This window comes from Pseudoalteromonas sp. MB41 (assembly GCF_020966275.1).
Lineage (GTDB): Bacteria > Pseudomonadota > Gammaproteobacteria > Enterobacterales > Alteromonadaceae > Pseudoalteromonas > Pseudoalteromonas lipolytica.
The window spans coordinates 95382-120267 of sequence record NZ_JAJJZF010000005.1 but is presented as its reverse complement, the minus strand read 5'-3'; the positions used below and the strand labels follow the sequence as shown (position 1 = coordinate 120267).

The following is a 24886-nucleotide window of genomic DNA, read 5'->3' as shown; positions in this document are numbered from 1 at the left end:
AATTTGGCCATGGATGGCTTTTATAAGGAGCAACAATGAAATATTTAATCTGGTCGTTTATTTTTGTAAACACATTCGCTCACGCTGAACCTTACATTCCAAACGATAACGACGTTATTGCCACATCAAGCACCCCTCTTGCTGCTACCCTGACACTTCAAGAGCTTGCAACGTTATTTGAACAAACACAATACGCGGGCCAAACAGAAAGTAAGCAAGGGCTCCTAAAACGCTACTTAGAACAGCAAGTCAATACAAGCGACGATCCCGAAATTCTTTATTATTACGCGCGTGTACTACAACGCGAGCATCAATTTGACGAGGCTTTAGCCTTTTTAGCCAGAGTAAAAGAGCTAAGTCCTCATCATGTGAATGCCGCATTATTAACAGCAAACATATTAATGGTGCAAGGTAAGTTCGACGACGCAAAGTCTGAGTGCTTAAACTTAATTGGCCATGCAAGTATTGAAACTGTGACCACATGTAGTTTAGATGCACAAAGTCAAACGGGTAAGCTTGAAGAAAGTTTTCAGGCATTAAAAAAGATCGCTCGCAAAGAGACGATGAGTCTAAATACCCGCCATGTACTTGCCGAGATGGCTTTTAGATTAAATAAGCCTGAGCAAACAATTGATTATCTTGCGACTGTGAATTTAAAAAACTCACCAGTGAGTTTGGTGGTGTTATGGGCTGATGCACACTTGGCAATGAATAATCTAGATACCGTATTATCGACTCTGAGTGCATTATTAGACGATAGCGCCAACCTTGAAGATGCCATTTTGCTGCGTCTTGCACAGGCAGAAAAAAATAAGGTCGATAATCAATCGAATAAATGGCGACTCAAATTAAAAGAGCGCATTATTTTAAGAGAATTACGCCAAGATCTATTTCATGCCAGCGATCTTACTTGGTACTATTTAACAATTGAAGAAAATCAGTCTAAAGCACGCTATTGGGCAAATATTAACTGGAAACACGCGAAAATGGACAGCGATAAGCAGTTACTCAAATTAGCAAACGATATCGATTAGGAACATAACCACGATGAAAAACATAATTTTAATTGCATTCTTAATCGTTGTTACTAGTTTTAATGTGTCTGCTCACCAACTAAGTACAGCGTACATTAACTTACAAAACGACAGCAACGACACCGTGTCTTTATCAGGCTCGTGGCAAGTTGCAGTTGCAGACATAGAGCAAGCTATTCCATTTGATTTAAACCAAGATAACGTGATTATTTGGCAGGAAATTAGCGCAAAACAGGCTGCAATAGCGTCGTACTTACTTAATCATATTACGGCTCAGCAAGCAGGTGCTACCTGTACGGTAAGCGCTGAGGGGTCACTTAAACTTGATAACCACTTTAACCAAGCGTATATCGATGTACCGCTACAAATTTACTGTCCTGAACAATCAGCACTGACGCTCAGCTACAATGCAATAATGCAGATTGATGCTAATCACAAAGCCATCGCAGCAATCAATAACACAAGTCGAGTGTTTAGTCGGAATAATCAGCAACAAACGCTTAATTTCTCTCAAACAAGTTATGGTCAAACATTTGTTGAATATGTGTATCAAGGTATTTTGCATATTTGGATGGGTGTTGATCATATTTTATTTTTAGTGGCGTTGCTTTTAACCTGCGTACTTGTGAGAGACAAAAATACGTGGCAAGGGATCCAATCAAAGAAAAAAATTGCCGTCGGCACAGCTTGGATAGTCACCGCATTTACGCTTGCTCATTCCATTACTTTGACAGCCACGGCCCTTGAATTAGTGTCACCCAATAGTCGTTGGGTTGAATTAGGTATTGCGCTCTCTGTTCTCTTTGCAGCGTTAAACAATATATGGCCATTAATCGTTCGATTAGGCTGGGTGACTTTTGCATTTGGTTTATTACATGGAATGGGCTTTGCCAGTGTTCTAGGGGAAATGGGTTTATCAAGCGATTATCAATTAATGAGCATACTGGCATTCAATTTAGGCGTTGAAGTAGGTCAGCTTGTGATACTTGCTATCTGTTTACCGGTATTAATCAGTCTAAGGAATCGTGATTGGTATCGTAAATGGCTGATGCCCGCGGGCTCATTAACCATTGCTGTTATTGCCTTACAGTGGTCAATTGAGCGTTTTTAAAAACCAGAATAAAGGCTAAATGCCTTTATTCGAAAGGCAATAATAAGGTCTGCATGGTAGGCCTTAATGCCTTTATTAACTGCTCGGTATCTAATGAAGGGTTAAGCATTTTGCGTAATAACAACCCGCCCATCACTGAAAACATGACTTCGATGCGTGCGTTTATTTCATCCAGTGCAGTGCCTTGTAAAGGACCTCGTTCACCAATTAATAATTCGCGCATTGAATCACGCGCATGAGCATCAGATTCTCTTAAAAGGTTTGCAATTTTCTCGTTGCGTGCAGCTTCAGCAAGCATTTCTAAATCAAGGGCGCCTTGATTTAAATCTGTGTGTCGCTCTACTCCTCTATTAAGGCCATCCAATAACACCGAAACACGGTCTCCTGGCTTGTCTGCAAACTCTCTAAAGATTGAGAACATTTCTTCCATGTCACGTTCGACAATAGACTCAATGATGGCTTCTTTACTGGCAAAATAGTTATAAATATGGCCTGCACTCATACCGGCTGTTTTCGATATTTCAGCCATACCAGCGCCATGATAACCTTTGCGACGAAAACAATCTGCCGCAGCACAAAGAACTTGATTACGTCTAGCTTCTGCGAGCGCAGGATCGCTGTGTCTTTTGGTTTTTTGCGTCATGTTTTCTCCACACTATTCGCCCGTATAGTTAACTATAATTTAAACAAGGTTTACATGATCTTAATCATAGCGCTAAAGCAAAACAACTAAGATCGTGTAAATCCTTGAATAAACAATGCAATTGCTGGCTTATTGAACAGCACCTTGTGCATTCCAACCACCGCCAAGGGCCTTATACAAATTAATTTGGCTTGCAAGATACGCTTGCTTACCCATAATTAACTGCTGGCCCGCACTGTACCAATTGCGCTGCGCATCGAGTACCTGCAAATAGCTATCAGCCCCTTTTTGAAAGCGTGCATCCGATAAGGTAAAAGACAGCTCATTGCTTTGGTAAAGGTCATTTAGCGCTGCTAATTGTTGCTTATAACCTTGACGGTCTGCTAATGCGTCAGACACTTCTTTAAATGCCTGTTGAATTGTTTGCTCATAACGCGTTAAGGCCACTTTTTGCTGCGTTTCAGCCACCTCTAAATTTGCTTGGTTACGACCCATATTAAAGATAGGCAAATTAATAGAAGGCACAAAGCTCCACGTGCCCGAGCCTGCATCAAATAAATTGTTTAAATCTGCTGATGCCGTCCCCGCATTGGCTGTTAAGCTAATACTTGGGTAAAAAGCCGCTTTAGCAACACCAATATTCGCATTTGCAGCACGTAAATCATGTTCAGCAGCTTTAATGTCAGGACGTTGCGTTAACAACTCCGACGGTAAACCAACCGGCACCTCAGGCATACTAAGTACAGTATCGATACTTTGCTTAGGCAATAAATCGACATTGACTGATTGGCCGACCAAAAAATCTAACGCATTTTTATCACGCTTAAGTAAACGCTGGTAATTCGCTATATCTACTTTCGCTCTCGCAACCGTACTTTCTAGCTGCGATAACGTAAGTTGTGATGCTGCACCAAGCGCAAATGTTTTACGCGTAAGCGCAAGTGACTCTTGCTGCGACTTTAATGTGTCATTAGCAAGCTCTAACAGTGCTTTATCCGTTGCGTAATTTAGCCATGCATTAACCAGCTCAGAAATTAAGCTGATACGAACACTGGATAAACTATACTCAGCAGAATAAAGATTTTGCAAAGCTTGTTCAGATTGATTACGAACCTTTCCCCAAAGATCGAGCTCATACGCGGTTAACCCCACGGTAGCAGAATAGTTCTCACTGATAGCTGCCTCACCGGTGCCCGTTAGGCTCCCGGGTAAACGTTGACGTGTACCCGATGCATTCAAATCGATACTTGGATACAGATTTGAATCCTCAATTTGATACATCGCTCTCACCTGCTGCACATTAAGTGCAGCCGTTTTTATGTCTTTGTTATGTTCGAGCGTTAATTCAATTAACTGTTGTAATTGCGCGTTACTAAAGAATGCTTGCCAATGCAGGTCATTAATATTTCCCGCATTGGTTTCATCTGCATAGTGTGGTGCAACAGGTAATTCACGCTGTTCAAGGTCAGGAGCCATATTACAGGCCGAAAGCACTAAGGTCGCGACTGAAATAGAGACCAGTTTAAGTTTCATTATGCTTGCTCCTCACTATTCACTTTTTGTTTGCCGGGAAATACGCGACGAACTAACACAAAGAATAACGGAACGAATAACACCACGATTGTTGATGAAGCAAGCGTGCCCCCAATCACTGCAATACCGAGTGCATTTTGAGCTCCCGAGCCTGCACTTGATGCTATCGCAAGCGGTAAAACACCGCATACGAACGCCATTGACGTCATAAAGATTGGGCGTAAACGTAAGCGAATAGCAGCAATTGCAGCATCAACAAGCTTCATACCTTCGTCCATTTTATGAATCGCAAATTCAACAATTAAAATCGCATTCTTAGAGGCTAAACCTATGGTTGTTAATAAGCCAACTTGCAAGTAAATGTCGTTCGATAAATTAAACACAAATGACGCAACACCCGCACCAAAGACACCCAGTGGAACAATCAGCATCACCGCAGCCGGCACAGACCAACTTTCATATAATGCCGCAAGACATAAAAATACAACCAGCAATGACAATGCATAAAGTAACGGTGCCTGACCCCCACTTAAACGCTCTTCATACGATATACCGGTCCACTCAAATGCCACACCTGGCGGAAGCTGTTTCACTATTTTTTCAACCTCAACCATTGCCTGCCCTGTACTGTAACCTGGCGCAGCGGCACCTTGAATCTCCATCGCCGAGAAGCCGTTATAGCGCTCTAAGCGTGGTGAGCCATAAGTCCAATATGAATGGGCAAATGCAGTGAATGGCACCATATCGCCGTTTGCATTGCGCACATACCATTTATCGAGGTCTTCGGGCACCATGCGTGATTCTGGAGTCCCTTGCAAATACACTTTTTTCACACGACCACGGTCAATAAAATCATTTACATAGCGACTACCCCACGCCGTTGATAACGTGTTGTTAATGTCAGTTTGTGTTAGGCCAAGCGCTTCTGCTTTAGCTAAATCAATATCCAGCTCAAGCTCTGGTTTATCTTCTTGGCCATTAGGGCGAACACCTGAAAGCACCGGGTTTTTAGCCGCCATGCCTAAAAACATATTGCGTGCTTCAAGTAACTTATCATGACCAAGCCCTACGCGGTCTTGTAAAAATAAGGTAAAGCCGTTTGCTGTACCAAGTTCTACAACTGCAGGAGGTGGAAACGCGAACACAAACGCTTCTTTAATTGTTGAGAAGTATCCCATCGCTTTACCCGCAACAGCGCCCACTGATAAATCAGGACGTTGACGTTCATCCCAGTGTTTTAAACCAACAAAGCCAATCGCTGCATTTTGACCAGATCCCGCAAAGCTAAAACCTGTGACTGTAAAGATAGATTTCACTGCTTCAGATTGATCTTCCAAGAAGTGATGCTCCATTTTTTCAACCACTTTTAACGTTTGTTCCGTGGTTGAGCCTGCTGGCAAGCTTACTTGGTTAAACAATATACCTTGGTCTTCATCTGGTAAGAAAGCAGACGGTAATTGCGAGAAAATATACACCATGCCGCCGACAATTAAACCATAGCAAAGTAAGTAACGTTTACTGTGCTTAATCATGCGTGCAACAAACCCTTGCGCACCCGCATTGGTTTTATCGAAACCTCGGTTGAAGCCTAAAAAGAAACGACCAAATAGTGATTTATCATTGTGTACATGGCTTGGCTTTAGCATTGTTGCACACAGTGCTGGTGTAAGAATAAGTGCCACTAATACCGACAAGCTCATTGCTGTTACAAGCGTAATTGAGAATTGACGATAAATAACGCCCGTCGATCCTGCAAAGAAAGCCATAGGAACGAATACCGCAGAAAGCACCATGGCAATCCCCACCAAGGCCCCTTTAATTTCATCCATTGATTTACGTGTTGCTTCAAGCGGTGACAGGTTTTCTTCTGTCATTACACGTTCCACGTTTTCAACGACAACGATAGCATCATCAACAAGTAAGCCTATCGCTAACACCATAGCGAACATGGTTAAGGTATTAATTGAATAACCAAATACTTGTAAAATCGCAAAGGTACCCAGTAATACAACCGGTACAGCGATTGTTGGAATAAGTGTCGCTCTAAAGTTCTGTAAGAATAAATACATAACTAAGAACACCAACACCACGGCTTCAATTAGCGTACTAACCACTTTTTCGATTGATAAAGAGACAAAAGGCGTTGTGTCATACGGTACAACTGTCGTTAACCCCTCAGGAAAGAAAGGTTCAAGCTCAGCAAGTGCCGCTTTAACACCATCAGCAGTATCAAGTGCGTTTGCACCACTGGCTAGCTTTACCCCTAAACCCGATGCTGGTTTACCGTTAAAACGCGCAACCACACCATAGTTTTCACCGCCTAATTCAACCTTTGCTACATCGCTTAGGCGCACAACTGAACCATCAGGATTCGTTTTAACGAATATATCTCTAAATTGCTCTGGCGTTTGAAGGCGGCTTTGTGCCGTTACGGTCGCATTTAATTGCTGGCCATCAACTGCAGGTAATGCCCCAAGCTGACCCGCAGATACTTGTGCGTTTTGAGCACTAATGGCTGCACTGATATCTGCCGGTGTTAATGCATATTTTTGTAGTTTTGATGGGTCAAGCCAAATGCGCATTGCATATTGAGAACCAAATAACTGAACCTCACCCACGCCATTAACACGCGAGATAATGTCGAGCACATTTGATGAAACATAATCACCAATGTCGATATTATTCATACTGCCGTCTTCAGAAACAAAACCGACAACCATTAAGAAGTTACGTGCCGATTTCGCAACAGACACACCTTGGCGCTGAACTTCTTCAGGTAACAGTGGCGTTGCAAGTGACAGTTTGTTTTGTACTTGTACTTGGGCGATATCAGGGTCTGTATCAGCGCTAAAAGTCAATGTAAGTGTTGCTGAACCATTAGACTCCGATGTTGATGACATATACAACAAGCCATCAAGCCCTTTCATCTTTTGTTCTATAACCTGGGTAACCGTATCTTCTAATGTACGGGCAGACGCACCTGGGTAATTGGCTTGAATGCTAATGGCAGGTGGCGCTATTGATGGATACTGCGCAACCGGCAAACTTTTTATTGCAAGAATACCTGCCAGCATCACAACGATGGCAAGTACCCATGCAAAAATAGGCCGATCAATAAAAAATCGTGACATGTAGATTCTCCGTTACTGGCTGTTTGCTGTTGTTTCAGCAGGCATTGGATTGACTGGTGCACCTGGGCGAATTTTTTGTAAGCCTTCCACAATGAGCTTATCGCCGTTATTTAGTCCCTCAGTCACTAACCAGTTTGAACCGACCGTGCGGTCTGTTTTAAGCACGCGAGCTTCTACAGTGTTATCTTTACTCACCACCATCGCTGTCGGCTCACCTTTTGTATTACGGCTAACACCTCGTTGAGGTGCTAAGATTGCATCGCTTTTAACGCCTTCAACAACAACCGCGCGAACATACATACCTGGGAGTAAAAGCTTTTCTGGGTTAGGAAATTCTGCACGCAAGGTCACTGACCCTGTGCTTGGGTCAACGGTTACTTCAGAAAATTTAAGCACCCCTTTGTGTTGATAGGTACTTCCGTCTTCCATTTTTAGCTCAACGTTAGAGTGCAGTGCGGCATCTTTATCAAGCTCACCTGCAGCAATCGCTTTTTTAAGACGAGTAAGTTCACTGCTTGATTGTGTTAAATCAACAAAAATCGGATCAAGTTGCGTAATCGTCGCTAAAGCAGTTGCTTGGTTTGCACTGACAAGCGCACCTGCGGTGACATTTGATTTACCAATTTGACCACTGATAGGCGCTAAAACTTTGCTGTAATTTAAATTAATTTGAGCCGTTTTTAATTGTGCTTGTGCTGTTAGTAAGTCGGCTTTTGCTCCTTTGTAAGCAGCATCGGCTTCATCAAAGTCTTGTTGACTAACGGCTTTAATACTGAGTAGCTCTTTATAACGTTCAGACTTCGCTTTTGCGTTTGAAATACTCGCCTCAGCTTTAGTAATAGCCGCTTTACTGGTTGCAACTTGGGCTTCAAATGTAGAGGGGTCAATTTGATAAAGTGCCTGACCTTTTTCAACCTCCGCCCCTTCAACAAATAAGCGTGATTGAATAATACCATTCACCTGTGGACGGATTTCTGCGATACGTGATGCAGACACGCGACCCGGTAACTCTTTTGTTAGCGTAAGCGGTTTACTTTGCATCTCAATAACACCCACAGGAACAGCCTGAGCTGCCTGCATCTGCCCTTGAGCTGGTTCTGATTGGCCACAGCCTGATAAAAGCACAGCGGCAGCCAGTGCTGACACTGCAAAAAATGGAATGCGAGAGCGGTGCATGTTTATACCCTTAGTTTAGAATGAACGATCATTCTAAACTAAAATTGACACAGATCAACCCTCTTTAAATTAATTTACATTAAATAAAACCCTTGCTTTGTAGGATGAATTTTGAACAAAGCTAAAACAACAATTTTAGAATCAGCATTTAGTGAAATAAGTCACGGCTTATGAACACGCCATTTTCCTAGGTATCACCTAAGCATATGCCCATACTTCTGGCTGTTTTAATAAGTACATGCTCAAGCGGAATAGCCCGATATTGTGATGTTGCTTCTTTTAAACTGATTGGTTTAATTTCACCATTTTTATGAACCGGTATTAAACCAAATTTACCTTGTTTAACAAGCTCAAAAGCCAATACTCCATATTCTGCACCAAGCACCCTATCAAATGAATTAGGGGTACCACCTCGTTGAATATGACCCAAAACAGTCACACGAACATCTAACGGGAGTTGCGCTTTAATACGCGTTGCCAATTGCTCTGCAATGCCTCCTAATACAGGGTTTTCGTAGCCAAATTCAGTAGACTGGTGACTCACAACTTCACCTTCAATTGGTTTTGCACCCTCAGAAATTACGACATTAGCGAAGCCATGTCCGTTATCGAAACGAGTCTGTAGCTTGTTAATAATCGTATCTATGCAATAAGGAATTTCGGGAAGAAGCGCAACTTCTGCGCCTGCTGCGATTGCCGAATGTAAGCAAATCCAGCCTGCATCTCGCCCCATGACTTCTGTAATAATAACGCGATTATGACTTTGAGCTGTCGGGATTAACCGATCGATAGCTTCGGTTGCGGTGTCTACCGCAGTTTGAAAACCGATGGTGTAATCAGTGCCAAACAAATCATTATCAATGGTTTTTGGTACGCCAATTATGTTTAACCCGCGTTCATATAAATGCTGAGACACTCTGTGGGACCCATCACCGCCAATATTAATAACCGCATCAAAGCCTAGTTCGCTAATTACGTTGATTAATTCATTGGATCGGTCGACCAACACACGCTTACCCTCTATGTCTGTCGGGAATGCGATAGGGTTGCCTTTATTAACCGTCTCTAAAATAGTACCGCCACGAACATGTATGCCAGCAACAACGTCATCAGAAAGATGAATAATATCGTGCGGTGTCTCTAACACACCACAGTAAGCGCGTCGACTGCCATAGACTTGCCAATTTCCATCATGTGCAGCCGCTTTTACAATGGCACGGATCACCCCATTGAGTCCTGGACAATCTCCCCCGCTCGTTAATAAAAGTAATTTTTTCATCGCATTATCAACCACTCAGCTCTTTTCATTACAGGTTAGCTTAAATTTAATCATTACGCGTATGACTTACATCAATGAGAATGTCTTTTAATGTGTTTAAAACGATGTGTAGAAGAATTAAATAAATGTGCTAGATAGCTGTGTGACTTAGTTAAACGTAAGAAAAAATAACATACTGATTATGTTGAATTTTGTAATTATAAAGTAAGACCTTAGCCCATTTTCTAAACATGAAAATAGGCTAAGCTTCTGTGCATTTTAGTGATTAATTAAACGTTTTAACTTTAAATGAAAGGTTTTCGACGCCGCAACCAGAGCGACTTTTGTTAATTCGATAGTAATGAGTTTGCTCTGTAGCATCTAAGTTAAGTAAAAACTCATCTTGTTGAGCAACCGCCTGTTGTTCTTGTGTTAAACACATGGCTTGCAGTAATGAACGGAGTTTGGCTTCACTAAAAATACCGCCAAATCGTTGCAGTGGTAACGGAGGAATTGTCATACTTGGCAAGGCATTATCAACACTGCGTTTAGCAAAACTAAAGCTCTTGTCAGTGACATCAATAACTGCGCCTGCCGGCCAATAACTGAGTTTGCCGCTCAGCTTCCCCGCTGACTCAATATGAACAACGCCATTTTTACCTATGACGGTCATTAAGGCTGTGTCTGCTGAGCGAATCGACACTAAGGCCGTTGTTTCGTCAATCCCAAAGCCATATTTTTGTCCTGTGTCGGCAAGGAGCCTAGCAAGGCGCATGGTTCTGTTACGTTCACTAAAATGGCTATCAACAGTGCCATAGTCAAATGTCGCAAGGCCACTTTTAGTTGAATAAACTAAAACGTCACTCGCTTCTTTCATTTCACAACCAATGCAGTCATAGTTCGTGCCACCTTGCCTAAGAGCAGACAGACTGTCACCTTGCAAAACCATCACCGATTTTTTCCCTTGTGCAGAAACTCCACCGTTTTGTAAGATACTGCCACTGCCCACCCCCATGATAACAGGGCGTGATTGAAGTTTTGTAAACCACGGATAAGGCTCGCCAGAACGAGTAAATAATACCTGCTGAGCAAGTGCTTGGTCACCGTCGTTAAATATCACCGCGGTGGCCGTGTTTAACTGCTTATGTAATGCATTAATACCTTGCTGGCAAAAGGCCAGTTCGGTGTCGGTTCTATCTCTATACACCTTTTCTCGATTAAATAAGTGCATTTCGGTTTGGCGCAATGTATTGAGTTCATTACACTTATCATTAACAAGGGCATACGCTGACGCGGGCGTTAAAGGTAACCACTCTGCTTGAATACCTTTATGATTAAGTAATGACTCATAATAATCAGCACTCGCATAAGGATCGCGGCTAGATGCAGTGATCACCAAAACCTTCGGGGTTTGGCTGTTTACTTTTATACTCGCAGCAACAAAGTCAAGGATATCAGTGCTTGAAGACTCCACATTATAGGCAGGAAACACACGTTCTTTTATTCTATTTTGCTGCTGATCGACGACGGCAATCTCTAGCATATCTAACACATAGTTGAATTCGCTGACATGTAAAACACTTAATAGCTCATTATTGGTATCACGCCATGCCCACAGTAACTGCGTTTTACGCATTGATTTAGAATGAGTGTCTACAAGTGTATTTAATAGGGTATTAACCGCTTTTTTATTCGCTTTATTATTAGTCGGCCACGATTGATTAACGGTTTTGATTGCTTCACGGGTAATTTTGAACAACCTTGATTGCTTACCTGAAATTGCCTCTTCACTTATACAGTGTTGACTATTTGCACTTGAACACATAGCCAGCTCGCCCCCGACCATAACAAGAGTTTGGTTAGTAGGTTTTACTGCAAAACTAAAAAAAGATAATAGTAAGAAAAAAACAAGCAGTGCAGCATGAAAGGCACCATAAACAATTTTAAAAAGGCACATAGGAAGTCTTAAATTATAATAAACTGCCTCAGTATACAGACAATTAATGCCACTTTAAATGAAAGGAAAAGGCGCTTATGCGCCTTCACTGGATGATAATCGAGAAACAAGTAACTGCTCTACTTTCACCCCTTCAACATCCACAACTTCAAATTTATAGCCGCCATAATGAATAAACTCAGCGCGCTTAGGCAAACGTTTCATTGTGTAAATTAAAAAACCCGCAACAGTTTCAAAATGAGATTGATCAGGAAAATCTTCAAGCTCAAGTACTTTTGCCAGCTCAACCACTGGCGTAAGTCCGTCCACCAGCCACGAATTTGCATCACGCTTGATGATAAGCTCCTCACCTTGGTGAGATATTAAGTCTCCCATAAAGCCTTTCATAAGATCTTTTACCGTGACGATGCCAACCATTAATGCGTATTCATTAACAACAACAGCAAACGGCTCAGCGGCGGTTTTAAAAGTATTTAACGCTTCTGACAAACTGAGGGTTTCAGGTAAATAAAAGATATCCTTATTGATCAGTTCCTCATCTATGTCAGCATTTTGGCCTTTGAGTACCTTACGCAAAATATCTTTTGATTCGACCGAACCAATTAATTTATCTAAACTGCCATCGCACACTAAAAAGTGATTGTGTGGGTGTTCAATAATTTTTGTAGCGACATCATCCGCAGCGGCTTTCACATCGAAAAACACAATTTGATCTCGCGGTGTCATCACACTCGATAAAAAGCGAGCTTCTAAGTCAAATACATTACCAATAATCTCATACTCTTGCTGCTGTAAACTTCCGTATTCAGCACCTGCATCCATCATGGCAACAATGTCTTCTGTGGTTACAATGTCTTCTCGTTCTGCCGGCACTTTAAAAGCACGCAGAATAAAATTAGTGGTGCCATTAAAAAACATCACAAACGGTGTTAGCGCAAAAGTTACCCAGCGCATGATTGAAACAACATTCACTGCGACCACTTCCGGCATGATCATCGCCAAACGTTTGGGTAGCAAGTCTGCAAATAAGATAAAGAGCGACGTAATACAAAAAAACGAGATTAAAAAGCTTATCTGACTAAGCAACGGCCCTTGGTAGACCATGACCAAAATTTGTTCAATGTAAGGTGATAAGGCTTGCTCACCCACTATCCCGCCTAAAATCGCTATAGCGTTCAGCGCAATTTGAATCATCGCAAAAAAAGCACCTGGTTGCTCTTGCAGTGTTAAAACCGCCTGCGCTTTTTTACTACCTTCATCAACCATAACGCGCAATTTGATCTTGCGTGATGCAGCGATGGCTATCTCACTCATCGCAAATAACGCACTAATCAAAATTAATAACATAATAATGAGTAAATCACTCATTGCAGCTCCTAAATATAGAATCGCATTCAATCTTTTGAATACACAGTACTTTTTAGACGTTACACTTTTGCAAGAATGGTCAAAAAGCAGCTGATTATAGCGACTTTAATGCAATCAACAAGTGCTATTTTTTATCGTCAAATGCAAAGGCGTTGGTTAATTTTTCCAAGGTTGAATTGTTGATATTTTTATTGCATGCAAAATACAATTCTTGGCTTCCCACTGGGATTTCATAAACAGGTTTTAATGACGAGAGTGTGGGGTCTTGCTGGAGCGCGAAGTTAAATTGTTCATCGCTGAGCACCACTAAATCGATACTATTACGACGGCTTTTTAATATATCGTATATGTTGTCAAAACTATTTAATAAGATGAGTTGGTTTTTTTCATTAAAACCATGTTCTGCTAAATAAATATGACTGTAATTGTCTTTTAAAACGGCAATACGGTATCGTTTCGCATCACCCAGATTTGCAATATTGATATGCTCAGGCTTGAAGCTATAAAACGAGACGGTAAAGTTAGACAGCTTGGAAATCCATTTAAAATGCGTTTCTCTGACTGGAAGCCTCGCCATAGAGAAGATACAGGTGTTACTGTCACGCAGTGCTGCATTGTATGAAACAGACCAAGGATTAACCGATAGTGTGTAGTTAACGCCGCTGCGCGTTAATGCTGCCTTTACTTTATCAACGACAGTACCAACAAGTTCGCCTTTTTCATTTTGATAGTGAAAATTTGGTAAGTTTTCAGTCACTACTGTAATTGCTGCAAAACAAGGAAATATTAAAAGCAACAAAGACAAAATTAGTAAATTGCGCATACAGCAACAACACCACAATATGATTATTAACTATCAATATAGCGTGATGTAGCCATTATTGAAATAGAATTAACAATTGTGACCAGAACAAGGGCCTAATACACAGGCCCTTGCATTATTAACGTATTATTTATTCATTGCACCGATTAAAAATGCTGAGATTTTTGCACCCTCTCTCAACGTTGTTTCTGAACTTGTTTGACCAATCAACGAACTGTCCGTAAAGGGGGCAATTTCCATCATGTCAGCCCCTGTGATCGGAAACTCATCGGCTAACGCCACCAAAATATCCAGTGCATGCTGAGGAGTTAATCCCCCCGCTTCTGGCGTACCGGTAGCCGAAGCGAAACTTTCATCAAGCGCGTCTATATCGAAGCTCACGTATAGCTCATCAATATTGTCTGCTTTAAGTTGTGCAATAACCTCATCTGCAACCGCTTTTGCGCCGCGTTCGATTATTTCATGCGCCCAATGCTGTTTCACACCGAATGTTGATTCCCAATGCGCTTTTGGTTTGCCACTTGAACGAATACCAAATTGGATCAAATTACGCGGAGCGGGTAAATACTCAAGAATATGTGTGCACCACGAGCCAAAACACAAATCAATCCCTAGTCGTTCAACTAATAGGTCGGTGTGCGCATCAAAATGAATAATAGCAGTGCGTTTACCTGCATCGCGTTTTGCTTTTAAATACGCTTTGGTTAACGGGTAACTAATTGAATGGTCGCCCCCTATTCCAAAAATCCCTTTTTCTGGGTAGTGTGCATAAAAGCCATCACATACATCTTCTGTAATAGAAAGTGGTGAAACATGATATTCACTATTTTCGTCAGCATACAACGCTTTTTGACAGTTACTAATCGTTGCATCGTTCAAATATTTATCATGCAATAAATGTGGAATAACACGCACATCACCTAAATCAAAAGCACGTGCTTGAGGCTGTTGATCAATTAATGTCGAACGTAAAAATAGTGGTCCCCAATTGGCCCCACGTAAAATACCACCGCCACAATCTGAACTAATCCCTAAAATAACGGCTTTATGCTCAGAGTCTGCTAATGTCTCGAGTGATTCTTTCCACAGCACATCAACATTTTCTGTTTGGCCATAAAGCTTGGTACGAAGGGCATCTTTACGCTCTTTAGCTGTATTAACCGTAAAAACACCGTCTCCTGGTGGACAAAGGCAGTGACTTAATTTTTCGTGGAATGCTTTTTGTGTGTTACTCATATCTACTCCGCTGATAATTATCTGCATAATCATGCGCTAACAAAAATTTATGCATTTAGCACAAAGTTCAAAACTAGATAAGCCTAGTATTAAACAGCGTATGAAAATTAGAAAAAACAACTCATTGAATTTAATAGATTTATTTTCTCAAACAGAAAAGTTGAATTTGCTTATGAATTAAATAAACAATCTAATGAGGCAGGTATAACATGCGTTAAGTTAAAGTCAAATAGTGCAGCAATCGGTGAGATTACTGCACTAGATTTATATTCATGCAGAGTGAATACTCATTATTCGTAACCTCGCGGTTTCTTAGTCTTGATCACCGCAATATACGCATGCCAGCTTGCATAGCTAAGTAAAGGCATAATGACAATAAAACCGGCCGTGCCAGTGATAAACCCGACAAATACCAAGCACAGTATTAACCCAGCCCACACAATCATTGCTGCCGCGTTTGTTTTAACGGCGTTAATAGACGAGATGACCGCCGTCATCAAGTCCACACGACGCTCCATCATAATTTGCGGTGTAAAGGCCGAAATGGCAAACACAGTAACAAGTAAAATACCACCGACAATCGTGCCTAGGGTTAAAAATGCCGATAATTGCTCAAAGCTAGGGTTTACAACGTTTGGATACAAGGCATGGATAAGTGCAGCTAATCGCATCCACACTATCATTATCACCATGAGTAAAAAAGCAAATCCCCATTCACCGGCAGGGTTTCTAAACATTGATTTTAAACTATGAAATAAAGTTGGCTTATGCCCTTTTTCAAGCTCCCAAGCAACATCATATAGGCCTGCCGCAAATGCAGGACCAATTAATGCAAAGGCAACAACAGCCGGTAAAATCACAAGATGGGTATCAAATTGATACACAAAGTACATAATCGTAGCGGGTATTAGGGTGAACACTAAACCATAAACTAAACTTAATATGGGTGCATTAGCGATATCTTTAAACGCCAAAGACAACCAGTGAAAAGGCGCCGAGGCTGATACGTGTGAACTTTCTAAGCAGCGGGCAAATTGTTGATGTTTACTCATAGAAGATGACGCAGGCATAATATATCCTCTTTTATCATTACATCTTTAGGTTTAGGTTATCTGTTCGATTCTTGCAACCTTCACCTTAAATAGGACATCTGTCCTGTACTTTACAAGCAGATTATTTAAGTATTACGCTTTAGATAAAAATAAGGTTCAAAAATGGAAAAGGTATTTCACTTAGGACTCTCACGTGACGACTTAAAAGGTGCCACTCTGGCAATCGTTCCGGGCGATCCTGACCGCTCAGCGCGTATTTCAACCTTTCTTGATAACCCTGAATGCTTAGCAAAAACCCGTGAATTTCATGTTTATCGTGGTGAACTAAATGGCCACAGCGTTGTGGTATGTTCGACTGGCATTGGTGGACCTTCGACATCAATCGCTGTAGAAGAATTAGCACAACTGGGTGTTGATACTTTTTTACGCATTGGGACAACCGGAGCCATTCAACCACATATTAACGAAGGTGACATTTTAATTAGCCAAGCGTCTGTGCGTTTAGATGGAGCAAGCCAACACTTTGCCCCGTTAAGTTACCCTGCGGTTTCTGATTTTTTTGCCACACGAGCAATGGTTAATGCCTGCGATAACTTAGCCATCAATTATCATATTGGTATTACGGCATCGAGTGATACATTTTATCCTGGGCAAGAACGCTACGATACCTATTCAGGTTATGTACCACGTGCTTTGCAAGGTAGTTGTGAAGAGTGGCAAAAACTTGGTGTCATGAATTATGAAATGGAATCGGCAACACTCTTTACTATGTGTGCTGCTTTAGGCCTCAGAGCAGCCTGTGTAGCTGGGGTATTAGTAAATAGAACTAAGCAAGAAATCCCTAATGTAGACCACGGCGAGATCGAGAAAAAGTCGGTCGCCGTCGTCATTGAAGCGGCCAAACTATTACTTAATTAAAGCCGCTGTAATGTATTCAAATGCTGGTGGGTTTTCAAAGCTTGCCAGCACTGCTTTCGCCACCTCTAATTGATTTTTCGCGCCCTCTGTCTCAAGTAAAGTGATTGACTTAACCGTCTGATCGTCAAAACTTAATCCGCTAAGGTAAAACTGGCTCAACGCACTTTGTAAAGGTGACAAACTGGGGCTATATGCCGCATTTTCTGCGTAACTGCCATAAAAATCACCATCGTGATACGTACTAATTTTAACGGCGCTAAAATTCCCCGTATAAGGCACGTAGGCATTTAATGCTGTTTTAATGAGTGTTGCATCACACGCGTTACTAATACCTGAAAATTGATGCGTACTCGCTGACTGCGACATAAGACTTATTTCATTACCTAAGTCTTTAGGACCAAACGCATTAGGCAGTAAGTCATGCAAACTAAAGTGCTTTTCTGGTAGGAGTATCTCAAGCGAATCGGCTGTATCTAGCTCATTCATGAACTGGCGGCAATAACCACACGGCGCATCACTAATTGCAATTTTAATGACTGATTTTGCCCCATTTAGCCAGGCATTATTTATCGCTGACTGCTCTGCATGAACAACTAAACTTAATGCTTGATGGGTGAACTCAACATTCGCACCAAAATAGAACTGAGTTTCGCCTTGCTGATTAATACCCAGTGCAATTGCACCGACATAAAATTGCGATATAGGCGCAACAGAAAATAAACTCGCAACGGGTACACACGCTTTAAGTAACTGTGTTTCTGTGAGTTTATGCTCATTACACAGAGCAATAATATCGCGCTGAAATAGAATACCGCGCTGCTGCTTTAACTGAGTAAAAAGCGCTGTTTTTTGCTCTAAAGAAAAACTAAATGACGCTAAATTTAGCGCTTCTTGGCTCAGTTCTTTACTACTTGCTGTCATAACAAATTATAATTATTAATTGGCTATACAGTGTAAAAGGTTATGCCCGTAATTACTAGACTCTAAGGCGTGCAAAGCTCAATTATGTCCCGATTTAATAGGCTAATTATCTGCAGCTTTAAAGTAGAACCAGGTGTGTATGTCACATTTTGAGATTACTGTTCTATAAGCCAATTTTTTGCTGTTTGAAAACATTCGAAATTTTCTGCATGCACGTTATAACGCTTGGCCTTTTGCACAAACAGGTCATGCATAAACCCATCAAAACTGACCACAATTGCGATTACAGCTCGCTTTAAAGTGTTTGCAACAACGGGCATAATGGTAAATAAGTCTGCAGGCTCAAAGTTATGGGTTAACTCGGATACATCGACCAAAATTTTATCTGATCCATACAATAAAGAGTATTGATGGGCTATTTGGTAAAAATTTATCACATCCTGTGCACTTGCCATCCCTCTTAACGTCATCATTACAAGCGACGTCGATGCATCATATGTGATGCAAGTAGACACATTGGTCATAAAGTTACTCTAAAAGTCTGTGGGTAATTTTTAAATGGGCTTAATCTAGGCTGAATGAGAAAGCCGCGCTATTTTATTGATATCTACAACTGAGTCAACACCTAGCAATAAAATAGGTCAGACCAGACAAGTAAATAATAATTTAGTGCTAGATAATAATTAAATATCTGTAGCGATATTTCACGTTGTGTTTACTTGTTAGATACCTGTAATTTTTCCTAACCAACAATACGTTTTTTCTGATAATTCACATTACTAATAAAATATACAGTTTGTACCTGAACGAAATCGAACGTATGAACTATTCTGGTATTAATACTTTATTTTTTATCTATTGAGTTCATGCATGGCCAGAGTACTCATTACATTTTTGTTTAGTCTGCTGGTGTTTAGCTTCCCCGTTGCGGGTCAAGCTAACGTTAAAACAGCAGATGAGTTTGAAAAAATACGCAATACAATCAGGGAAAGCTACGCACACTCCCCAACCGAAGGGCTCAATTTAGTCAACTCTTTACTCGAAACAGATGACTTTTCACTCGAACAAAGAGTTATGATTACCAACTACAAAACCTGGTTTTTATTTGAAAACAATCAGTTCGAAGATGCGATGCAGTCAGTGGTAGAATACAAAAGCATGGTCTCTCGACTGAGTGAAAAGAGTTTAATGTATGGGTATTACAACCTTTCTGGTGGAATCTATTCACGACTTGGCCTTTACGAAGAAGCCCTCAACTACTATAACGATGCAATTCCCTTTGCGAGACAACGAAATCAACTTCTTGTTTATCAAGTCGAAAACAATATAGCGCTTATCTACTTAGAATTAGAACGCTTTAAAGAAGCATTAACCACATTCGAAAATTACAAACTCTACGCACAAACAAATAATCAAACACTCAACGAATCGTTTGCATCAATGAATATTGCGACCGCACTGGTTGGGCTTAAAAAATACGATGAAGCGATGGCAGTTTTAGATGCGCTACTCATTTTGCAAGAAAAGCATGACTACATCACACACCAGAGTATAAGTTTAGTCCTGAAAGGCAAAATTCTTCGACTGCTAGGTGACTTAGAAGCCTCTGAAAACGTGTTATTAAACGCCGTTGATTTAATAAAAGAGCATGATGTAAGCAGTGAATACATGAGTGCTATTTTAGCGCTTACAGCGACATATGAAGCACAAGGTAAAATTGAACACGCAATTAGTTTGATCACATCAATCGATCTCGATTCTGATAAATATACGCATTTTGAAACACAGCTAGAAGTCGCAAAATTCACGGCAAGTCTCTATGAAAAACAAGGCAATTATCAAAATGCACTGATAGCTTATAAACAGTACAACGACATACAAACGGTCGCTTTGAAACGTCAGGCAAGTGTTAATTTAACCAAAGCCTTAGCCGAAGCTGATTTAGCTGCAAAAGAAGTGAGAATTTCTGAACTAACCAAAACAGAGCAAATAAAAGCAACCAAAGCAAAAGCATTCCAAGATTTAACAATTGCCATCTCGATGTGTCTATTCTTGATTATTATCGGCTCATTTATAGCCATACGAAGTATTAACAGACAAAAACATAAACTCGCAGCCACGCTCAAACGCCTCCACGATACACAAAGCCATCTTATAGAAATCGAAAAAATAGCGTCGCTTACGTCATTAGTCTCAGGCATGGCGCATCAATTAAATACCCCGATAGGCACCATTGTGACAGCCAGCTCGCTAATAGATAAATACTTAACGGGCTTATCTGATAAGTTTGAAAACCGGAATTTAACCAGCAAGCATTTCCACGAGTTTATAAATGATACCAGCAGTGCAAAAGAGTTGGTGATCAGTAGTGTTAATCGACTCGCCAGCATTGTTGAAGAATTTAAATCGCTCAATGTCTCTATTAATCTTGATAAACCGATGTCAAATATTGTGCTTCTTGAGTATATGCACGACCGATTAGAACCGCTGAGTATCTATCTAGGAAAACATATTTATTACGAAGTGAGTGGTGATGATGTCACGATTATGTCTTACCCCTCTATTTTAGGTGATGTTTTAAAAACACTGGTGATTAACTCCTGCGAACATGGGTTTATTGACCGTGATGAAGGCAAAGTAGACATTGTAATTAAGCAGAATGCGCAGTGTGTTGATATTATCTATCAAGATAACGGCGTAGGAATTAAAGATGGAATTCTTAAAGAAATTTTCACCCCCTTTTACACATCCAATATGGGTAGCCAGCATTTGGGGCTGGGTTTAAATGTTGTTTTTAACGCAGTGCAGTATAACTTAAAAGGCAAAATATGCGCCGAGTCATCTGATCACGGCGCACGGTTTATAATTACCTTACCAATCGACGTACGATTAGTAGATGAAGAGTGATTAACCGGTATTACGCATACCCGCAGCAATCCCTGTCATGGTGATCATGAGTGCATTATCAATATCACCCGCTGAACTAGCATCTGCTTCACGCGAGCGACGTAGTAATTCGACTTGTAACAAGTTGAGAGGATCGGTGTACGGGTTACGCAAAGCAATAGACTCTTTGATCCACGGTTGATCAGCAAGTAAACTTTTTTGTGGACTCAATGATTGAACCAATTCAATTGCTTCATTAAGTTCTTGGCGTAACTTCACACCGAGCGGTTTATATTGATCTGTCACTAACGCATCATCATAGTGTGCGCTTAACCAGCTATCCGCCTTACTAAATACCATTTCTAGCATTTCTAAACGCGCACGGAAAAATGGCCATTGCAAACTCATTTCATGCAAGGTTTCAATACCGTACTTATCTAGTGCAGCTTGTAAACCTCTTAATGCGCCAAGCCAAGCCGGTAACATTAGGCGGTTTTGGCTCCATGCAAAAATCCATGGGATTGCACGCAAACTTTCTACCCCGCCATGTGGGTTTCGTTTCGCAGGGCGTGAACCCAATGGCAATTTTGAAAGCTCTTGCTCTGGCGTCGCCATTCTAAAATAGGGAACAAAGTTTTCATCATGACGAACCACATCGCGGTAATGCTCACATGACTCGGCGCTAATAAGCTGCATCACATCACGCCATTCACTCTTAGGCTCAGGAGGCGGTAACAAATTACTTTCAAGCACTGCACCAGCATAAATATTAAGACTTTGTAGCGCAACGGCAGGCAGACCAAACTTAAAGCGGATCATCTCGCCTTGTTCAGTAACACGCAGTCCCCCTTTTAATGAACCCGGTGGTTGAGAACGCAGTGCTTGCGCCGCAGGAGCGCCTCCGCGTCCCACGGTGCCACCTCGTCCATGGAACAATACCAACTCAATGCCACGTTGCTCAGCAAGTTGAACAAGTTTATCCATGGCTTCGTACTGTGCCCAGCCAGCAGCCATCATGCCCGCATCTTTCGCAGAATCTGAATAGCCAATCATGACATTTTGTTGGTTTTGTATATGACCACGATACCAAGTGTTATCAAGTAGGCACTCGATAACATCTTTACCCGCATTTAAGTCATCCAACGTTTCAAATAAAGGAGCCACGGGTAATTTAAACTTACAACCACTTTCTTTTAGAAGCAGTTGCACAGCTAATACATCAGACGCAGTCCGTGCCATAGAAATGATATATAAACCGAAGGTGTGCGCATCTTGTGCAGCAATAACATCAAAGGTATCTAGCACTTCTTGAACATCGGGACTCGGTTTCCAATGCTTAGGAATAAGCGGTCTGCGCGAATTTAACTCAGCAAGTAAGAAAGCTTGCTTATCGTCCTCTTGCCATTGGTGATAATCGCCCAAGCCCAAATAGCGTGTTAACTCAGAAAACACATCACTGTGGCGCGACGAATCTTGACGTACATCTAGCTTAGCTAGGCGTAAACCAAAGCTATTTATGCGTCGTAACACATCAAGTAATAAACCGTCAGCAACCACTCGCATGTTGGTTTTAATTAACGAGCGATAACACACTTCAATGGGATGTTTTATTTGTGCTATGTCGGTAATTAAATCCTCAGAATCTGTACGTTTACGCTTAATTTTTGCACCAAGGTGCGTAACTGTTTCAGCAATCTGATTTTTTAAGTTTTTCAGCACCGCACGGTATGGTTCGAATTCTTGACCTGCCAGCGCAATGAGCTCATCACTTGCATCTGACATTGATAGTTCGTTACTCAGGGTTTCAATATCACGAGAATATAAATCGAGAGCCATCCAACGACCGTGGTCAAGCACTTGTTGCGTCACTTCAGCGGTGACAAATGGGTTTCCGTCACGGTCGCCGCCCATCCACGATGTAAACTCTATCGGGCTGTAATCAATTGGTAAGCTTAAATCGAGTTCAGATTTAACCTCATCAGTAAATTCACGCAGAAAACGTGGCACAGCATGCCATAGACTGTTTTCGATCACGGCAAAGCCCCATTTTGCTTCATCAATAGGGGTCGGGCGTGAACGTCGAATATCATCCGTATGCCATGCTTGGCTTATTAGCTGCTCTATACGGTTAAGAAGTTCTGCACGCTCTGTAGGTAGATTGTCTTTGCGCTCTAATGACGCTAAGCAATCACTTAACTCAACGTGTTTGTTAATCATAGTACGACGCGTCACCTCTGTAGGGTGCGCGGTGAGCACTAAATTAATGTGGAGTTTTGAGAGAGTTTCGGCTAAATGATTAATATCAATGTGGCCTTGATTTGCCGCAGTTGCTAACGCTTTTAATGTTTGAGTGAGAGGATTAAGTTGGCAAAAGCCAACATCATTAAAGCGTGACACAGTATGAAATTGTTCGGCAACATTAGCAAGGTTCAAAAAATGATTAAATGAGCGTGCAACCGGTAATAGTTCTTCGTCTGTGAGAGCGTGTAGTACATCAATAAGGGCCTGTCTGTCGGCTTCATTACCACTACGTGACGATTTAGATAAAGCGCGAATTTCTTCTACTTTATCTAAAATGGCTTGTCCTTGTGCATCTTTAATCGTTTGACCCAACATTTGTCCAAGCATGCTAACATTACCGCGAAGTGCAGCGTATTGTTCACTCATTCTCATACTCCTTTCTTTTACTAAGTTGAAAGTACTTACTGCACAGTATTTTGCTAAGCAAAACGCCTACAAAATACTGATCCTTTCTATTAATATCATTGTCAGCGTCAATTTAATAGATCGAATTTTCTAACATGTTCGTAAAAAAGAATAACCAATATATAAACATAAAAGCGTAATAATTATGCAGCTTAGCCTTAACAAACCATATTTTATCCATTCAATTGGTAAAATGGACTTACCAATATTTTAGGCAAAATCCGTGTAAATAAAGGCGTGTTCAAAAAACAGTTGGTAAAGCTTTTAGATGTTGAATTATGTCTTTCGTTTTTAGTTTAAGAATAAAAAACGGCCCATTCTTAAGCGATTTTTTTATGTTGAACGAGAAAAAATATTTTTTAAAAAATTTAGAATCGAGCTAAAAATGCAACTAATTATTTTATCTGGCGCAAGCAGTGATATCGCAAAAGCCTACTTTAATGAGCTACACAATGAATTAACCGATGCCATCATTGTGACTCTGAGCAGAAGTGATTTTGACAATAGTTTTAATAGCACAACTCAACATAATGTGCGCCATCAGCACTTTATCACTGATTACAGTGATGCCAGTTTAGCAGCTGTGGCAACTGAGCTTGCACGCTACGACACCCCGTTGTCGCAACTGGTGATATTCAATGGCATGTTGCATAATTCGGATCATGCTCCAGAGCGTAAATTATCAGACATATCGCAGGCACACTTCATCGACAGTATGAAAACGAATGCATTATTACCGATTGCTTGCGTTAATGCTTTTGTACCTTTGCTTAACCGTAAAACACCGAGTGTTATCTGTGCACTGAGTGCCCGTGTCGGCAGCATTTCTGATAATAAACTGGGTGGCTGGTACAGTTATCGTGCCTCAAAGGCTGCACTTAACATGCTGTTTAAATCGGCTGCGATTGAGATCAAACGTCGTTTTCAACATAACCACTGTGTGCTCTTTCATCCTGGTACAACAGACACACCTTTATCTAAACCTTTTCAAGCCAATGTCCCAGCAGATAAGCTTTTTACACCAGAATTTGTTGCTAAGCAGCTTTATAAGTTTGTTGCAGATACTCATTTTTTATCTCAGTTAGATAATCCTGCTTACATTGATTGGCAGGGAAAAACCATTGATTGGTAAC

General features: G+C 41.1%; 18 protein-coding genes. 5 read left to right on the top strand and 13 right to left on the bottom strand.

All coding sequences use genetic code 11. The annotated features are described in order from the left end of the window. The first annotated feature begins 35 nt into the window (after positions 1–35). Together LPA49_RS08050 and LPA49_RS08045 are read left to right on the top strand one after the other, a co-directional pair. On the top strand, positions 36–1034 hold the full coding sequence (locus LPA49_RS08050) for a lipopolysaccharide assembly protein LapB (protein WP_118844950.1): 999 nt from the start codon (positions 36–38) through the stop codon (positions 1032–1034). 13 nt (positions 1035–1047) lie between these two features. Then, the gene (locus tag LPA49_RS08045) at positions 1048–2145 is read left to right on the top strand and encodes a HupE/UreJ family protein (protein ID WP_230236324.1); all 1098 of its coding nucleotides are present in this window, start codon (positions 1048–1050) and stop codon (positions 2143–2145) included. 25 nt (positions 2146–2170) lie between these two features. Here the strand turns inward: LPA49_RS08045 and LPA49_RS08040 are convergent, their stop codons facing one another. From LPA49_RS08040 to LPA49_RS07995, 10 genes are all read right to left on the bottom strand, one after another. Continuing rightward, positions 2171–2788, bottom strand: a complete 618-nt coding sequence (locus LPA49_RS08040) for a TetR/AcrR family transcriptional regulator (RefSeq protein ID WP_065979145.1) — start codon at positions 2786–2788, stop codon at positions 2171–2173. Between the two features lie 129 nt (positions 2789–2917). Continuing rightward, positions 2918–4321: an efflux transporter outer membrane subunit gene (locus LPA49_RS08035; RefSeq protein WP_065979144.1), complete on the bottom strand. Its 1404-nt coding sequence runs from the start codon at positions 4319–4321 to the stop codon at positions 2918–2920. Beyond that, a complete protein-coding gene (locus LPA49_RS08030) occupies positions 4321–7452 on the bottom strand; it encodes an efflux RND transporter permease subunit (RefSeq protein ID WP_036972767.1) in 3132 nt (1043 codons plus the stop codon). The genes LPA49_RS08035 and LPA49_RS08030 overlap by 1 nt, the downstream gene beginning before the upstream one ends. A 12-nt stretch (positions 7453–7464) precedes the next feature. Beyond that, on the bottom strand, positions 7465–8628 hold the full coding sequence (locus LPA49_RS08025; protein ID WP_036972769.1) for an efflux RND transporter periplasmic adaptor subunit: 1164 nt from the start codon (positions 8626–8628) through the stop codon (positions 7465–7467). A 187-nt stretch (positions 8629–8815) separates the two neighbouring features. Next, positions 8816–9907: a 6-phosphofructokinase gene (locus LPA49_RS08020; protein WP_118845277.1), complete on the bottom strand. Its 1092-nt coding sequence runs from the start codon at positions 9905–9907 to the stop codon at positions 8816–8818. Between the two features lie 265 nt (positions 9908–10172). Then, a complete protein-coding gene (locus LPA49_RS08015; protein ID WP_230236322.1) occupies positions 10173–11843 on the bottom strand; it encodes a cyanophycinase in 1671 nt (556 codons plus the stop codon). Between the two features lie 75 nt (positions 11844–11918). Beyond that, a complete protein-coding gene (locus LPA49_RS08010; protein WP_036972771.1) occupies positions 11919–13211 on the bottom strand; it encodes a hemolysin family protein in 1293 nt (430 codons plus the stop codon). Between the two features lie 124 nt (positions 13212–13335). Further along, positions 13336–14034 carry an ABC transporter substrate-binding protein gene (locus LPA49_RS08005; RefSeq protein WP_065979141.1) on the bottom strand — a complete coding sequence of 233 codons (699 nt, stop codon included), beginning with the start codon at positions 14032–14034 and terminating at the stop codon, positions 13336–13338. A gap of 126 nt (positions 14035–14160) precedes the next feature. Further along, a complete protein-coding gene (locus LPA49_RS08000; RefSeq protein WP_036972773.1) occupies positions 14161–15270 on the bottom strand; it encodes an arginase family protein in 1110 nt (369 codons plus the stop codon). Positions 15271–15560: 290 nt separating this feature from the next. Continuing rightward, entirely contained in the window at positions 15561–16340 is a 780-nt protein-coding gene (locus LPA49_RS07995; protein WP_036972774.1) for a DUF2189 domain-containing protein, read from the bottom strand. Between the two features lie 144 nt (positions 16341–16484). On the opposite strand from LPA49_RS07995, the gene udp reads away from it, so the two are divergent. Then, positions 16485–17240 carry a uridine phosphorylase gene (udp, locus tag LPA49_RS07990; protein WP_065979140.1) on the top strand — a complete coding sequence of 252 codons (756 nt, stop codon included), beginning with the start codon at positions 16485–16487 and terminating at the stop codon, positions 17238–17240. Here the strand turns inward: udp and cdd are convergent. Together cdd and LPA49_RS07980 are read right to left on the bottom strand one after the other, a co-directional pair. Further along, on the bottom strand, positions 17229–18161 hold the full coding sequence (gene cdd, locus LPA49_RS07985; protein WP_065979139.1) for a cytidine deaminase: 933 nt from the start codon (positions 18159–18161) through the stop codon (positions 17229–17231). The two genes, udp and cdd, sit on opposite strands and share 12 nt — an antisense overlap. A gap of 155 nt (positions 18162–18316) precedes the next feature. Beyond that, positions 18317–18685, bottom strand: a complete 369-nt coding sequence (locus LPA49_RS07980) for a hypothetical protein (protein ID WP_036972778.1) — start codon at positions 18683–18685, stop codon at positions 18317–18319. Between the two features lie 346 nt (positions 18686–19031). Between LPA49_RS07980 and LPA49_RS07975 the strand changes: the two genes are divergently transcribed. Next, positions 19032–21068, top strand: a complete 2037-nt coding sequence (locus LPA49_RS07975) for an ATP-binding protein (RefSeq protein ID WP_065979138.1) — start codon at positions 19032–19034, stop codon at positions 21066–21068. Here LPA49_RS07975 and ppc read toward each other — a convergent pair whose 3' ends face one another. Next, positions 21069–23714, bottom strand: a complete 2646-nt coding sequence (gene ppc, locus LPA49_RS07970) for a phosphoenolpyruvate carboxylase (RefSeq protein ID WP_036972780.1) — start codon at positions 23712–23714, stop codon at positions 21069–21071. It abuts the gene before it with no gap. Positions 23715–24138: 424 nt separating this feature from the next. Between ppc and LPA49_RS07965 the strand changes: the two genes are divergently transcribed. After that, positions 24139–24885 carry an SDR family NAD(P)-dependent oxidoreductase gene (locus tag LPA49_RS07965; RefSeq protein WP_182396597.1) on the top strand — a complete coding sequence of 249 codons (747 nt, stop codon included), beginning with the start codon at positions 24139–24141 and terminating at the stop codon, positions 24883–24885. Position 24886: the final 1 nt, after the last annotated feature.